Here is a 15,254-nt window from a genome sequence, read left to right as displayed (position 1 = left end):
ACCCGTGATCCGCTCGGAATGTGTTGCCCGCAGTGGCTCCACAGGAATTTCTGCACTCATTACCGGCCGCCCATCATCGCGGTTTCCGTAAGTCGGAAGAGTTTCCATGCCTTGATCAGGCCGTGGATCAGGCCGTCGGTCAGGCCATTCCTCGCCTCAGCAGCCGTCCGCGCGGCGGCTCCTCTATGTCCACCGGCTCGCCGTTCAGCCAGGTGCTGCGCACCGTCCCGGCCAGCGGGCGGCCGACGTAGGCGGACACGGGGTTCTTGTGGTGGAGGTTGGCGACGTCCACGACGAACGCCTCGTCCGGGGCGAAGACGCAGAAGTCCGCCGCGCTGCCCAGCGCGATCTGTCCCTTGTGGATCAGCCCGGCCTGCCTGGCGGGGTTCTCCGCCATCCAGCGCACGACGTCGGTCAGGGCATGCCCGCGGCGACGGGCCTCGGTCCACACCGCGGGCAGGCCCAGCTGCAGCGAGGCGATACCGCCCCACGCGATGCCGAAGTCACCGATGTCGAGGCGCTTCAGCTCCTCCGTGCAGGGGGAGTGGTCGGAAACCACCTGGTCGATCACCCCGTCGCCGAGCCCCCGCCACAGCAGCTCGCGGTTGCCGGCTTCCCGTATGGGGGGACAGCATTTGAACTGCGTCGCCCCGTCGGGGATCTCCTCCGCGGTGAAGGAGAGGTAGTGGGGACACGTTTCCACGCTGAGCTGCACGCCTTCGCGGCGCGCCGAGCTGATCATCGGCAGTGCGTCGGAGCTCGACAGATGGAGGATGTGCACGCGGCAACCGGTCCATCGGGCCAGTTCGATCACTTGCGCGATGGCGAGGTTCTCCGCGCCGCGCGGCCGTGACCGCAGGAAATCGCCGTAGCTCTCCCCGTGCGGAGTGGCTGCCCGGTCGATGGCGTGGGCGTCCTCGGCGTGCACGATCATCATGGCGCCGAAGGAGGCGAGCTGACGCAGCGCCCCCTCCAGCTGCTCCGGCGCCAGCGGTGGGAATTCGTCCACGCCGGAATGGAGCAGGAAACACTTGAAGCCGAACACCCCCGCGTCGTGCAGTGCGCGCAGCCCGTCGAGGTTGCCGGGCACCGCACCGCCCCAGAAGCCGACGTCGACCCATGCGCTGCCTTCCGCGGCCTTGCGCTTGACCTGCAGCGCGTCGACGTCGACCGTCGGCGGGATGCTGTTGAGCGGCATGTCGATGATGGTGGTGATCCCGCCGGCGGCCGCGGAGCGGGTCGCGCTGGCGAATCCCTCCCACTCGGTGCGGCCCGGCTCGTTGACGTGCACGTGGGTGTCCACCAGGCCCGGCAGCAGCACCACGTCGCTTCCGAGCTCGACGGCACGCTCCCCTTCCAGGGCCGCGTCCAGCGGTTCGATGGCGACGATCCTGCCGTCGGCGACGCCCACGCACCGGGACACCTCTCCGGCGGCTGTGATCACCCGGGGCGCGCGGAACACCAGATCCAGTTCGGTCATCTCATTCCTGCCGTTTCTGCTGTCGTGGCGGATTCGCCGGCGGTGACCGCGGGGGTCAGGACAGTTCGGCGGTGCGCTCGGCGAGGTTCTTGGCGCCGGTGTCGGTCAGCGAGCCGTGCAGCCGCAGACGGGAGATGCCACCGTCGGGGAAGACGTCGATCCGTACGTGTGTCGCCGTCGGCTCGTCCACGAGGAAGCGGTGCACCGTGTCCGGCTGGAGCCGGGTGCGCGGCAGGATCTCGAACCACTCGTCCGAGCCCGTCTCCTGGTTCTGTCCGTAGAGTGCGGCCCAGCCCGCCGAGTTGCCCTTGAGATAGCCGGTGTCGATCTCGACGGCCCGGATCACCGCCTGTGCGGTGAGCCGGTAGCGCACCCAGTCGTTGCCGCGGTCACGTCGGCGTCGCGTCTCCCAGCCGTCGTCCATCTTGCGCGACCGGCCGGGCAGGATCGTGTTGGTCGGCGGCGAGTAGAACCGGTCCGACGCGTCCTCGACCGCACCGCCGTTCTCCAGCGCCACCACGTCGAACGTGCCCAACGCGGCCAGCCACTCCGGATCCGCGGTGACCTCCCCGTACACCCGCAGACGTGCGATCCCGCCATCGGGGTGCTGGGCGATGCGCAGGTGGGTGAAGCGCCGCTCCACGTCGACCGCGAAGGCATTGGCCGCGTGACCACCCACCGGGGTGCGCGGCACGATCTCCGTCCACTCCGTGTCGTCCGCCAGCAGCTCGGCGGGCGAGGCGGACCGTGGCGCCGAGGTCGCCTGCACGCTGACCGCCTGCGGATAGTTGCCCCGGAAGTGCGCGGTGTCCACGATCAGCCCGTGGACGACCCCTGGCGCCCCCAGCCGCACCAGCGCCCAGTCGTGATCGTCATCCGTCGGATGGGGTGCGTCACCGTCGGTGCCACGGCGACGCCGGGTCTCCCAGCCATCCATGATCTTGCCCTTGTGGCCGAAGTGCTCGGGGTCGAACACAGCCGGGCCCGGGATCAGCAGGTTCTCCCGCTCGGCGAAGAACTCATCGTTCGCGGCGATGACACTGCCCCCCAGCCGACGGTCGGCCAGGTCGACCAGATGGCCGAACGGGACCTCGGCGCTGCGGTAGTCGGCGTAGGGGTCGCCGCCACCGTACGGCTGTGCGTCTCCGGAGAAATGAGTGGCCTGCGTCATGGATGGTGACCTTTCGACGGTGCCGGTGGGGTGAGTGGTGTGGATGCGGTCCGGAATAGACAGAACTTCCGCAATGCGGATAGTTATTTCTGTCATATGGAATGACAACCCCGATGCCGTGTCGGCGTCAACCCCTTGGTGGCCATGTCGTCCCACGGATGGCGAAGACGGCGTGAACACTCGACGCCTGTCGTTCATGTCAGCTTTGGTGAGCTAATGAGGTGTGATGACCGCTATTGGATAGAATGCGGCTTTCGAGCTGCAGGACGTCCAGCAGGTCTACGCCGACTTCGTCGCGCAGGCGACGGACTATGCCGCGAGGGCCGCGACGGCCCGCGCGTGGTGCCGGCAGAACATGGACCACCGCCCAGGAGCTGGAGGACAGGAGGCAGGACCATGTCACGACGCTCGCGGGTCTCAGGGCGCATGGCACGATCGTGATCACCCGCGGCACCAACCCGGTCCAGGCGCAGCAGATCTTCACCCATGTCACCTTCGGCGGCCTGCCCCTGGACCCCACCCTCGTGGCGCCGCCCAGCGCCGCCGACGCCGACGCGCAGACCGGCCGCGGCGTGAAGGACACCGCGGCGGGCCGGATCGGGGAGCGGTCGCCCGGCGAGCTGACGGGCTTCTCCCTCGATGCCTTCATGCTGATCGCCGAGGCGGACGTCAACCGCGTCACGCTGCCCCGCAGCGACTCCGCCACCGTGGCCGGAGAAGCGGGGGTGTGCGGATTCGCCGCCGCCGGGCTGTCACGCGTCGCCATCCTGGCCGAGGGCCGGGCCTCCGGCGAGGCCCCGGAGAAGCGGGAGCTGGAGCGGATCAACTCGACGATCGGCCGGAACGTCGCCGCCGTGGTGAGCCTGCTGAAGGCGGCGGCGCTCCAGTACCGCCAGGTCGCCGTTTAGGGGGTGTCGGGGGTCTGTCGGTCCGATGTCGGCGGCTCGTCGGCGGGGCCTGGGAGCTTTGCGGAGATCCCGCCGGGTGCCCACCCGGTGGGCGTACGACACGCAAGGAATCACCATGACCCCTGACGTCACGATCATCGGCGCCGGACTCGGCGGGCTGACGCTCGCCCGCGTCCTGCACGTCCACGGCATCCCGGCCACGGTCTACGAGGCGGAGCCGTCGCCGACCGCCCGCGCGCAGGGCGGCATGCTCGACATCCACGACTACAACGGCCAACCGGCCCTCGAGGCGGCGGATCTGATGGACGAGTTCCGCGGCCTCATCCTGGAAGGCCGCCAGGCGATGCGGATCCTCGACCGGAACGGGACCGCCCTGTTCGAACAGCCCGACGACGGCACGGGCGGGCGCCCCGAGGTCCAACGCGGCGAGCTGCGGCGGATCCTGCTCGACGCGCTCCCGGCCGGCACCGTCCGGTGGGGCCACAAGGTCAGCGGCGTCCAGACGCTCGGCGAGGGCCGCCACGAGGTGACCTTCGCCGACGGCACCACCGCCGCCACGAGCCTGCTGGTCGGCGCGGACGGCGCGTGGTCACGGGTCCGCCCGCTGCTCTCCGACGCCGCCCCCGAGTACATCGGCCGGTCGTTCGTCGAGACCTACCTGTTCGACGGCGACTCCCGGCATCCTGCCGCCGCGAAAGCGGTCGGCGGCGGGTCGCTGCTCGCGCTCGCGCCGGGCAAGGGGATCCAGGCGCACCGCGAGAGCGGCGGCACGCTGCACACCTACGTGGCGCTCACCGAGCCGCAGGACTGGTTCGCCGCCATCGACTTCACCGACGCCGCCGCGGCCACCGCGCGGATCGCGGAGGAGTTCGACGGCTGGGCGCCGGAGCTCACCGCGCTGATCACCGACAGCGACACCGCGCCGGTCCTGCGGCCCCTCAACGCGCTGCCGGTCGGGCACAGTTGGGACCGGGTGCCGGGGGTGACCCTGCTCGGCGACGCCGCCCACCTGTCGGCCCCCAACGGCGAAGGCGCCAACCTGGCCATGTACGACGGCGCCGAACTCGGCAAGGCCCTCGCCGCGCACCCCGGCGACATCGAGACCGCGCTCACCGAGTACGAGCAGGCCATGTTCCCCCGCGGTGCCGCAGCCGCCGCCGAAGGCGTGGAGCTCCACGAGCTCATGTTCGGCGACGACGCACCCCACGGCCTGATCACCGCGTTCAACGGGCACGAACAGGGCCGATGAGCGGAGCCACGGTGTCAGGGCGTTGGCCGGGCGTGTGCCCCAGGCCTGGAACAGGGTGGCGTGCACGACCAGCGTGCCGGGGTCGGCGAGGTGGCGGGACAGCGCTTCGATGTGGTCGTCGAGTTCGGCGTCCGTGATGAGGCGGTGGTCGAAGCACGCACCCGCACGTTCAGCCACCCGCGTCGGCGCAGCATGCCGGGCAGTTGGCGGCCGGGCATGACGTCCATGCCGTTGACCATTTCGTCGAGCACGTCGTCGGTGTGAGGGACGTTCATCAGGAACAGCCTGGTGTGGACGAGGTCGAAGGAGGAGCGGGGCAGGCCGGTGTCCGCCGCGTCCGCGGCCATGAGCGAGACGTTGCGCAGGTGCCGTTCGCCGACGGTGCGGCGGGCCATCTCGATCATGCGGGGCTCGGCGTCCAGGCCCACGCCCCGGCCCTCGGGCCCGAGCCGGGGCGAGAGCGCCCTGTGGCTGCGGTACCGGACCGCCGCGCCGGTATGGCTGGTGCCGGTGACCGTGCTCGTCAGCTCGCTGTGGCACTACGTCGCCTCCCGCTGGGGCCTGTCGCTGCGTCTGATGCGCCGCGACGCCGAGGGCGAGTACCGGGGACTGGCGGCGAGCACCGAAGGAGCGGTGGCCACCGTGGGACCGGCAATGATCACCACCCTCGTCACCGGAGCGCTGGCCGGCGGCTGGACCGTTCTCGCCGTGGTCTTCGTGGTAGCCGCCGCGCCCACTCCGGCGCTCTGCCGCCGGGCGTTGCGGGGGCGGGAGGGCCCGGGTGGCGGCCGAGCCGGTGCCCTGCGGCGTACGGGGCCGATGAGCGGTGCGCCTCGTCGCCGGACCGGGACTACCGGCCGAGGTGGAACCGGATGGTGGTGCCGTCCGGACCGGTGTGCACCCGGACCAGGTCGGTGACCCGATGCACCAGCAGCAGGCCCCGGCCGCCGATCTGACCGGGCGCGGCCGGCCGCCGGCCGGCGAGCGGATCGCTGAGGCGGCCGCCGTCCTCGACCTGGCACAGCACCTGCCCGGCCCACTCCCAGACCCGCACCGTGCCGCGGCCGGCGCCGTGCAGCACGCTGTTGGTGGTCAACTCGGACACCGCCAGGGCCATATCGCCCAGGCGCTGCCCGGCGAGGCCGAGCCGCTCACCGGCCGCGACCGCGAACTCGCGGGCGAGGGGCAGACGTTCGGCATCGAAGGAGAAGGCGGGGATGCCGGCGGGCGGGGGCAGCGGCTCGTTGTGCGCCGCGGTGGCGCGCTCGGGGTCGTAGGCGTGGCTCGGGCGCTCCCGGCCGTCCTCGATGATCACCGGGTGGGTCAGCCAGGCGTCGGCGAGCGCGTCGGCGTCCAGCCGTCGGCTGTGGTACGGACACAGGATGGTGACCGCGCGGCCGCGGAAGGCCAGGTTGATCAGCGCCTCGTGCTGGACGCACGGACCGTACTCGGCCGCGGTGCGGCCGGCCCAGATGGGTTCGCCGATGATCCGCACCCGGCCGCCGGGGTGCCGGTCGGCGAAGTCCCGCAGCACCGCGGGGATGATCCGCCCGGGGTTGCGCCCGGCCTCGGTCATGTCGAGGAACCGCACATGCGCGCCATCCCGCCCGAGCGCGCTCCGCAGGAGCCGGAGGTTGGCGCCGGGGACGGCCACCGCCACCGGCTCGGCGGCGCGCAGGCCGTCGAGCACGAAGGGCAGGGTGCCGGTCAGATAGTCCTCGTCGTCCCGGTAGAACAGGGCCGGGTGGACGAAGGGGCCGGCGACGGCTTCGGTGCTCACCACGGCGTCACCCCGATCGCGGAAAGACAGGACCCGGCCCGGGCCGCCCCGGCGAGCGGGTGGGGGAGTGGTCTGAGGACCGCCCCACTCTACCCAAGGGGTGCCCGGTGCGACCGTGTGCACGTCCGGGAGGGGGGTGGGTGGCGGACCGGGGATAAGGTTGCAGCGGGAGCAAGGCGCAAGGTCGGCACCAAGGGGCCGAAGACGCTGATTCGGAGTGCACTGTTATGGGCGTGAATCCGGCACCCTCTCACCGCCGGTCCCGCGAATCCGCTCGGATGGCGTGCGAGGTGATCGAGCTGCTCGAGGTGCTGTGGGAGCGGGGGCGGGACGCCGTCTCCTCGTCCCCGGTGTCGGCGTCACAGCTGCGCGTGCTGTACAGCCTGGACCGCGAGGAGGGGATCAACCTCCGCACGCTCGGGGAGCTGCTGGGCTCGGCGCCCTCGTCCGTGAGCCGTCTGTGCGACCGGCTGCAGGCGCTCGGATTCGTGGAGCGCGCGCCCAGCCCGGTCAGCCGCCGGGAGCTCGAACTGCGGCTGACCAGCCACGGCAAGGCGTATCTGCTGGAGCTGCGGGCCCGCCGGGAGGAGGCCCTGCTGACCGCCATCGCCGCCATGACCCCGACCGCCCGCAAGGCGCTGCTGGAGGGGCTGAAGGGGTTTCAGGAAGCCGTGGACGAGACGGCGCCGATCCTCCGCCGGGGGGACGCCGAGGACGGCGCGGTGCGGTTCGCCTGAACCCTTCGCCGGGCGCGGGCCCGCATGCCGGATCGACCCATGCGCCACGGTCCGTCCCCCCGTCTGTCGTCGCCGCGGTCCGTCTTCGGCTGTCGTCGCCGAGGGTGCCGGAGGAGCGCCGCGGGTACCCCGGCGCGACCTCCGTGAAATGGTGTATCCGGGCACCAGATTCTTGTCATCCGAGCATGGTTGTCAAATGGCAACGATTTCCGGAGATTCCGCTTCAGGTGCCCCTTCGCCGGATTCTCCCCGTTCCCTCCGCCCGTACCAGTCGAGGCAGACCACCAGGGCGTCGTCGTCCAGCGGGGTGCCGAAGCGGAAATCGGCGAGCTGGCGCAGCACCGCCTGGGGTACCTGGGCCGGTGGCAGCAGCTGGGTGTTGCCCAGCGCGCGGGCCAGCGCCCGCTCCCCGTAGCTCTCGCCCGACGGGGACAGCGCCTCGTACACCCCGTCGCTTCCGAACAGGAAGCGGTCGCCGGGCTGGGCGGTGAAGTGCTCGGCGACGTAGACGGTGTCCTCGAACATCCCGAGCGGCAACTGCGCGTCGAACCGTACGGACTCCACCGAGCGCTCCCGCTGGCGCCACATCCGCGGCGACCCCGCGTCCACGACCTCCACGTCCCCGGTCGTGAAGCCGAACCGCAGCAGCAGTGCCGACACATGGGCCTCCCCCCGGTACTGGGCGTAGACCGCCTGGTCGGCCAGGCTCGCCTGATCGCACAGGCTCAGACCGGCGCGCCGCGCGTTGCGCAGCGCGCTCACGGCGAGGCTGGTCAGCAGCGACGCCTCGATGCCCTCCCCCATGCCGTTGGTGATGGTGAGCGTCAGATGGTCGGCCGAGGCGGACCAGTCGAAGTTGTCGCCGAAGATCGCGTACGCCGGCTCCAGATGCGCCCCGAGCGAGAACTCGGGACGCGCGCAGGAGCGGCCGGGCAGCAACTGCCACTGCATCTCGGCGGCCAGGGTCAGCCGGGTGGTGCGCCGGGCCAGGAGATAGAGGTCCGTATCGCGCTCGGCGACGAGGATCTCATGGCCCAGGGCCTCGCAGACCGCCTGGAGGTAGTGCATCCGGGCCCGGGCGTCCTGTTCGGCGGGCAGCCGTACGGACAGCACCCCCATCCGGTCGCCGCGGATGGTCATCGGCAGGTGCACGGTCACCGCGTCGTGCCCGCCTTCCCGGCCGTGCCCGCCGTTCCGGATGACGCACGGCTCCTGCGACCCGAAGGCGCGGCCCTGGGGGCTGCCCTGGATGGGCACCGGCTCGGCGCCGTAGACCCCCGGGTTCACAGCCTGGAGCGAGCGCATGGCGTAGTCCGCCATGAGGAGCTCCACCTGTTCGGCGCCGCACTGCTCGGCCAGGGCGGCCGTGACGACATCGAGCAGAGCGTGAGGCGGGGCTGTGCGCAGCGCCCGCTCGACCGTAGAAATTTTGTCCACATCGTCCTGCTTCTCGAAACGCGCCGGGGGCGCGGCGATGTGTGTGATCACCGCGAGCGCATTCTATGCACCATGGCGACAACAATTGTCGTACGGCAATTATCTCCGGGGTTCCGGTCGCGCGGAGCGGGTGCCCCTTCGTCACGCTCTTGATCGCCCGCTGTGGGTGGGACGTGCCGGGAGGCTCCCGCGCCATACCGCATTTGTCCGGCATTCGCTCATCTCTGTCGCGGTGGCGCTCGAACGTGTCAGCCTTCGGGTGGGTAGGTCCGTCCGTCAATAGTTGCCGGGCGGCAACTATGGCAGTATGGCGGCTCGGAGCGCCTGATCAGTCCCGGGCCGAAGGCTCACCGGCCCTTCATTCGGGGGCATCCGGTGGGCGGGACCGCTACTCGAGGGGCGGAGAACCATGGCGGTGAGTTCCGGCGCGGGACAGCGCACGGGGGCGCGTACGGCCGCGGGCCGCGGTGCCGGCACGGTCGCGGAGCCGGAGTTACGGCAGTTGCTGGTCGGCCTCACGGCGGTCAGGGACGGCGACTTCGGCACGCATCTGCCGACCGACCGGGACGGCCTCCTGGGGGAGATCGCCACGGTCTTCAACGGCATGGTCGACCAGCTGTCGCTGTTCACCTCCGAAGTGACCCGGGTGGCCCGGGAGGTGGGCACCGAGGGCCGTCTCGGCGGCCAGGCCGCGGTGCCCGGGGTGGACGGCACCTGGAAGGACCTCACCGACTCCGTCAACGCCATGGCCGGCAACCTGACCACGCAGGTGCGCGACATCGCCCAGGTCGCCACGGCGGTGGCCAAGGGCGATCTCTCGCAGAAGATCACGGTCGTGGCCCGGGGCGAGATCCACGAGTTGAAGAACACCATCAACACGATGGTGGACGAACTGTCCTCGTTCGCGGACGAGGTGACGCGGGTGGCCCGCGAGGTCGGCACCGAGGGCAACCTCGGCGGTCAGGCCACCGTCCGGGGTGTCTCGGGCACCTGGAAGGACCTGACCGACAACGTCAACGTGATGGCGTCCAACCTCACCAGCCAGGTGCGGTCCATCGCCCAGGTGGCGACGGCGGTGGCCCGCGGCGATCTGTCGCAGAAGATCACCGTCGAGGCCAAGGGCGAGGTGGCCGCGCTCGCCGGGGTGATCAACACCATGGTGACCACCCTCTCGGCGTTCGCGGACGAGGTGACGCGGGTGGCCCGCGAGGTCGGCACCGAGGGCATGCTCGGCGGTCAGGCGCAAGTGCCCCATGTCGCGGGCACCTGGAAGGACTTGACGGACAACGTCAACTCCATGGCGAACAACCTGACCAATCAGGTCCGTAACATCGCGCAGGTCACCACGGCGGTGGCCCAGGGCGATCTCACGCGCAAGATCGACGTCGACGCGCGGGGCGAGATCCTGGAGTTGAAGACCACCATCAACACGATGGTGGACCAGCTCTCCTCGTTCGCCGCCGAGGTCACGCGCGTGGCCCGCGAGGTGGGCAGCGAAGGGCGGCTCGGCGGTCAGGCCGAGGTCGAGGGCGTGTCCGGCACCTGGAAGCGGCTCACCGAGAACGTCAACGAGCTGGCCGGGAACCTGACCCGCCAGGTCCGGGCCATCGCCGAGGTCACCAGCGCCGTGGCCGAGGGGGATCTGACGCGCTCCATCACGGTGGACGCCTCCGGCGAGGTCGCCGAGCTCAAGGACAACATCAACGCCATGGTGGAGTCCCTGCGCGAGACCACCCGCACCAACCAGGAGCAGGACTGGCTCAAGACCAACCTCGCCCTCATCTCCGGGCTGATGCAGGGCCGGCGCGATCTGGCGGTCGTCGCCGAACTGGTCATGGACCGGCTCACCCCGCTGGTCGGCGCCCAGTACGGCGGCTTCTACCTCGCCCACGACACCCCGCGGGGCGTGGAACTGCGGCTGCTCGGCTCCTACGGACTGCCGGCCGGGAACGCCGCGGACGCCGGGGACCGGCCGGTGGCGTTCCGGCTCGGCGAGTCGCTCGTCGGGCAGGCGGCCCGCAGCCGCCGCACCATCGCCGTCGAGCAGCTTCCGCCCGGGTACGTCACCGTCTCCTCGGGGCTCGGCGCGGCCGAGGCGTCCAGCCTCCTCGTCCTGCCCATCGTGGTCGAGGAGCAGGTCCTCGGCGTCATCGAGGTGGCCTCGGTCGGCCGGTTCACCCAGGTCCACCGGGACTTCCTCGACCAGCTCATGGAGACCATCGGGGTCAACGTCAACACCATCGTGGCCAACGCCAGGACCGATGAGCTGCTGGAGGAGTCCCAGCGGCTGACCGCCGAACTCCAGGCGCGCTCCCAGGAGCTGCAGGCACGCCAGGACGAACTGCAGAACTCCAACGCCGAACTGGAGGAGAAGGCCGCCCTGCTGGCCGCGCAGAACCGCGACATCGAGACCAAGACCCGGGAGATCGAACAGGCCGGCCAGGAACTGGAGGAACGGGCCCGGCAGCTCACGCTGGCCTCCAAGTACAAGTCGGAGTTCCTGGCCAACATGAGCCATGAGCTGCGCACCCCGCTCAACAGCCTGCTGATCCTCGCCCAGCTCCTGGCGCAGAACCCGTCCCGGAACCTCACCCCCAAGCAGGTCGAGTACGCGGGCGTCATCCACTCGGCGGGCTCCGATCTGCTGCAGCTCATCGACGACATCCTGGATCTGTCCAAGGTCGAGGCCGGCAAGATGGACATCCAGCCCGAGCGGGTGCCGCTGCAGCGGCTGCTCGACTACGTGGAAGCCACCTTCCGCCCGATGACGGCGCAGAAGGGCCTCGACTTCCGCATCAGCGTCTCGCCCGCCGTCCCCGACGAACTCTTCACGGACGACTCCCGGATGCGCCAGGTGCTGCGCAATCTGCTGTCCAACGCGGTGAAGTTCACCGAGTCCGGCTGCGTGGAGCTGCGCATCGCGCCCGCCGCGGAATCCGATCTGCCCCAGGAGGCCCGAGGCCAGGGGCCCGTCCTGGCGTTCCGGGTCGTGGACACCGGCATAGGAATCGCCGAGCCGCACCTCGAGGCCATCTTCGGGGCGTTCCAGCAGGCGGACGGCACCACGAGCCGCAAGTACGGCGGCACCGGGCTCGGCCTTTCCATCAGCCGGGAGATCGCCCATCTGCTGGGCGGTGCGGTACAGGCCGCCAGCACCCTGGGCGAGGGCAGCACCTTCTCCTTCTATCTGCCCGTCGGCAGCCCCGACCAGGAACCGCGGGCCAAGGACGAGCAGAAGCCCGCTGCGGCGCAGTCGGCCGCCGGTGCCGTGGAGCAGCGCCATCTGCTGGTGGTCGAGGAGCAGCCGCACGGGCTGCTGGCGCTCCTGGCCGAGAGCGCGGTGGCCGAGCTCGCGGACGGCGGCACAGCCACCGGCGCGGTGCGGATGCGGACCGTGGCCGATCCGGGGGAGGTCGCAGCGGCGCTCACCGACGAGCCGTGCCACTGCGTCGTCCTCGGCCTCGACATGCCCGACGAGGCGGCCCTGCGCTTCCTCGACGAGCTGGACCGCGTCCCGGCCGCCCGGCACGTGCCGGTCCTGGCCCACCACACCCGGCGGCTGGACCCGCACGGGAACCGGCGGCTGACGGACCGTTTCCAGGGCGCGCGGTGGGAGCTGCTGCCGAGCCTGGACGAGTTGCGCGAGCGCATCATCCTGCATCTGACGGCCGGCCGGCCGGCCGGCCGACGTCCTGCCCCTGGTGCAGCCCGGCGCCGCCACGCGGCCGGCCGCCGCGGGTACGGGCGCGGACAGCGACCTGGCCGGGCGGGTGGTGCTGATCGTGGACGACGACACCCGTAACGTGTACGCGCTCACCGGCATCCTGGAGCTGTACGGCATGTGCGTCCTGCACGCCGAGAACGGGCGCAAGGGGCTGGAGATGCTGTCCCGGCACGAGGCGGTCGAGCTGCTGCTGATGGACATCATGATGCCCGAGATGGACGGTTACGCCGCCACCGCGGCGATCAGGGGCATGCCCGAGTACGCCGATCTGCCGATCATCGCGGTGACCGCCAAGGCCATGGCGGGCGACCGGGAGCAGACACTGGCCGCCGGAGCCAGCGATTACATCACCAAGCCGCTGGACGCCGATGAGCTCGTGGCGTGTGTGCGCCGCTGGCTGAACCGGTGAGCGGGCGCGAACCGAGCCTGGACGCGCTGGCGGCAGCCATCGAGCGACTGGGCGGCGAACTGACCGCCGCGCGGGAGGCGGCGGACGCGGCGGCCCTGATCGGCATCGCCACCGGAATCCTCGTCGAACGCGGCCACGGCGGCCCGACGGAGGCCGCCCGCCATCTGGAGGAGCTGGCCGGGGCCGCCGGGCTACCGCTTCCGGAACTTGCCGCCGACGTGGTCAACGGGGCGGCCGGGGACACGGTCGCCCGGGCCCTGCCCGGCGCGCCGCGGGGGCCCGCCGGCGCACGCCACGACGCTCCCGATGTTCTGCGGCTGCGGGCGGCCGAGGCCGGATCGCTCACCGGCGACGCCCAGACGGTGGTGGACACGCTGCTGGAGCAGGCGCTCGCCCCTTTCGGGGTGAGCGCGGTGGCCCTGTGGGCCGTGGCCTCCGGCGGCGCGCTGGTCCTCGCCGGACACGCGGGCTTTCCGCGCGGCGAGGGCGAGCGGTGGCGGTACGTACCGCCGGGCCTCGGGGTGCCCGCTCAGCGCGCCCTGACCGAACAGCGGGCGCACTGGTTCCCGTCGATGCCCGCCGACGCGGCGGGCATCGGCAGGCCCCAGGGTGGCGACGGCGCCCGTGCCGTACTCCCGGCCGAGACCAACGGCCGCGTCCTCGGCGTGCTGGAGGTGTGCTGGCCCCATCCGCGGCCCCCGCTGTCCGGCACGGTCAACCGCCAGCTGAACGCGCTGGCCGACCTGTGCGCCCACGCGCTGCCCGGCACCGAGGAGACGGCGATCGACGCCGTGGCGGACCCGGCGCTCCCGGTCGGCCCCGCCATGGATCTCGCCGAGGGCCTGCTCGATCCGGTGCTGGTCCTGCGGCCGGTGCTCGATGACCGCGACCAGGTGGCCGACTTCGTCATCGCCTATGCCAATCAGCGCTTCGCCGACCCGGCGGGCCGCCCACGCGCCACGATCACGGGCATGCGGCTGCTGGAGGCGTACCCCCGCACCGCTCGTGAGGGCGGCCTGTACGAGCAGGTGCTGCGGGTCCACGCGACGGGCGAGCCGTTCCGCGCGGAACGGATGTCCCTGCGCGTCCTGGTCGACGATGTGCCCCGGACCGGGCTCATCACCGTGGGCATCGGCCGCTACGGGGACGCGGTGCTGCTGAGCTGGCGGCTGGAGGACGAGGCGGCGCGGCTGGCCGCCCTGCTCGAACACGTCCAGCGGCTGGGCCGGATCGGCGGTTTCCAGGAGGACGCCGTCAGCGGCGAGATCCTGTGGAACAGGCATCTGTTCTCGCTCTTCGACCTCCCGCCCACCGCGCCCCCCGTGCCGGTGGAGCGGCTGCACCGCCATGCGCATCCCGATGACTCCGTGGCCATCGGCCGCTTCCTGCGCACCCTTCTGCACCACCGCCACGCCGCCTCGACCGCGTTCCGCATGCAGCGGGCCGACGGAGCCGTCCGCCACATCCGCGTCGTCGCCGAGCCGGTCACCGATCCGGCCGGGCACCTGCTCGCGGTGCGCGGGGCCTACCAGGACTTCTCCAGCCAGCACTGGACGGAGGTGGCGCTCGCGGCCACGCGGGACCGGCTCGCCGACACCGAGCAGGAGGCCGCGGAACGCAACCGGCTGGCCCTCCAGTTGCAGCGGGCCATCATGCCCTCGTCCCCCGCCCCGGTCGACATCGCGGGACTGCACGTGGCGGTGCGCTACCGCCCGGCCGAGGAGGGACACCTGGTGGGCGGCGACTGGTACGACGTCGTCGTCCTGCCCCAGAAGAAGGTGCTGCTGGCGGTCGGCGACGTGGCCGGCCACGGCATCGAGGCGGCGACGAGCATGGTGGTCCTGCGCAACGCGCTGCGCGGTCTCGCCGCGACGGGGGCGGGCCCGGCCCGGCTCCTGGGCTGGCTGAACACCGTGGCCCACCATCTCACCGAACAGGTCACGGCCACCGTGGTCTGCGGCATCTACGATCAGCCGACCCGGGTGCTGGACTGGGCGCGGGCCGGCCACCCGCCGCCGGTCCTGATCCACGAGGGCACCGCCGCCGCCCTGCCGCTGCCCGGCGGCATGCTGCTGGGCGCGGTCGCCGAGGCGACGTACGAGGAGCGCCGGCTCGCCCTGGTGCCCGGCGACCGGCTGCTGATGTACACCGACGGGCTGATCGAGCGCCGGGACCGCTCCGTGGAGAAGGCGCTCGAACAGCTCCTGGCCACCGTCGGCGCCGCCACCCCGGAACTCGGTGAGCACCTCGACGTCCTGCTGACGCACGCGCGCTCCGACACCGACGACGACACGTGTCTCATCGGCATCGACGTGAGCTGAGGCGATGACCCCTCGGTTCGAACAACCGTGCCCTATAG

At 71.6% G+C, this 15,254-nt stretch carries 9 protein-coding genes and 1 pseudogene; 5 read left to right on the top strand and 5 right to left on the bottom strand.

Annotation, left to right across the window (positions count from 1 at the left end; all coding sequences use genetic code 11):
* Window positions 1-139: 139 nt before the first annotated feature.
* Together allB and alc are read right to left on the bottom strand one after the other, a co-directional pair.
* Window positions 140-1,480: an allantoinase AllB gene (gene allB, locus ACFZCY_RS17375; protein WP_391173909.1), complete on the bottom strand. Its 1,341-nt coding sequence runs from the start codon at window positions 1,478-1,480 to the stop codon at window positions 140-142.
* 55 nt (window positions 1,481-1,535) lie between these two features.
* On the bottom strand, window positions 1,536-2,651 hold the full coding sequence (alc, locus tag ACFZCY_RS17370; protein WP_391173905.1) for an allantoicase: 1,116 nt from the start codon (window positions 2,649-2,651) through the stop codon (window positions 1,536-1,538).
* 437 nt (window positions 2,652-3,088) lie between these two features.
* On the opposite strand from alc, the gene ACFZCY_RS17365 reads away from it, so the two are divergent.
* Both ACFZCY_RS17365 and ACFZCY_RS17360 read left to right on the top strand, forming a co-directional pair.
* Window positions 3,089-3,559, top strand: a complete 471-nt coding sequence (locus tag ACFZCY_RS17365; RefSeq protein ID WP_391173902.1) for a hypothetical protein — start codon at window positions 3,089-3,091, stop codon at window positions 3,557-3,559.
* A 115-nt stretch (window positions 3,560-3,674) separates the two neighbouring features.
* Window positions 3,675-4,808, top strand: a complete 1,134-nt coding sequence (locus tag ACFZCY_RS17360) for an FAD-dependent monooxygenase (RefSeq protein ID WP_391173899.1) — start codon at window positions 3,675-3,677, stop codon at window positions 4,806-4,808.
* Between the two features lie 14 nt (window positions 4,809-4,822).
* Here the strand turns inward: ACFZCY_RS17360 and ACFZCY_RS17355 are convergent, their stop codons facing one another.
* Window positions 4,823-5,335, bottom strand: a complete 513-nt coding sequence (locus tag ACFZCY_RS17355) for a methyltransferase domain-containing protein (RefSeq protein WP_391174406.1) — start codon at window positions 5,333-5,335, stop codon at window positions 4,823-4,825.
* Window positions 5,336-5,658: 323 nt separating this feature from the next.
* Window positions 5,659-6,588 carry an anti-sigma factor RsbA family regulatory protein gene (locus tag ACFZCY_RS17350; protein WP_391173896.1) on the bottom strand — a complete coding sequence of 310 codons (930 nt, stop codon included), beginning with the start codon at window positions 6,586-6,588 and terminating at the stop codon, window positions 5,659-5,661.
* A 227-nt stretch (window positions 6,589-6,815) separates the two neighbouring features.
* On the opposite strand from ACFZCY_RS17350, the gene ACFZCY_RS17345 reads away from it, so the two are divergent.
* Entirely contained in the window at window positions 6,816-7,325 is a 510-nt protein-coding gene (locus ACFZCY_RS17345; protein ID WP_361472109.1) for a MarR family transcriptional regulator, read from the top strand.
* Window positions 7,326-7,517: 192 nt separating this feature from the next.
* On the opposite strand, the gene ACFZCY_RS17340 is transcribed toward ACFZCY_RS17345, so the two are convergent.
* Window positions 7,518-8,762 carry a SpoIIE family protein phosphatase gene (locus ACFZCY_RS17340; protein WP_391174403.1) on the bottom strand — a complete coding sequence of 415 codons (1,245 nt, stop codon included), beginning with the start codon at window positions 8,760-8,762 and terminating at the stop codon, window positions 7,518-7,520.
* 409 nt (window positions 8,763-9,171) lie between these two features.
* Between ACFZCY_RS17340 and ACFZCY_RS17335 the strand changes: the two are divergent.
* Window positions 9,172-12,895: pseudogene (locus tag ACFZCY_RS17335) on the top strand (HAMP domain-containing protein).
* Window positions 12,892-15,216 carry a SpoIIE family protein phosphatase gene (locus tag ACFZCY_RS17330; protein WP_391173892.1) on the top strand — a complete coding sequence of 775 codons (2,325 nt, stop codon included), beginning with the start codon at window positions 12,892-12,894 and terminating at the stop codon, window positions 15,214-15,216. Before ACFZCY_RS17335 ends, ACFZCY_RS17330 begins: the two are co-directional and overlap by 4 nt.
* Window positions 15,217-15,254: the final 38 nt, after the last annotated feature.

Origin of the sequence: Streptomyces sp. NPDC007983 (assembly GCF_042958345.1) — a bacterium.
Lineage (GTDB): Bacteria > Actinomycetota > Actinomycetes > Streptomycetales > Streptomycetaceae > Streptomyces.
The sequence above is the reverse complement of the archived record's forward strand: the minus strand, read 5'-3'. Positions and strand labels throughout refer to the sequence as shown.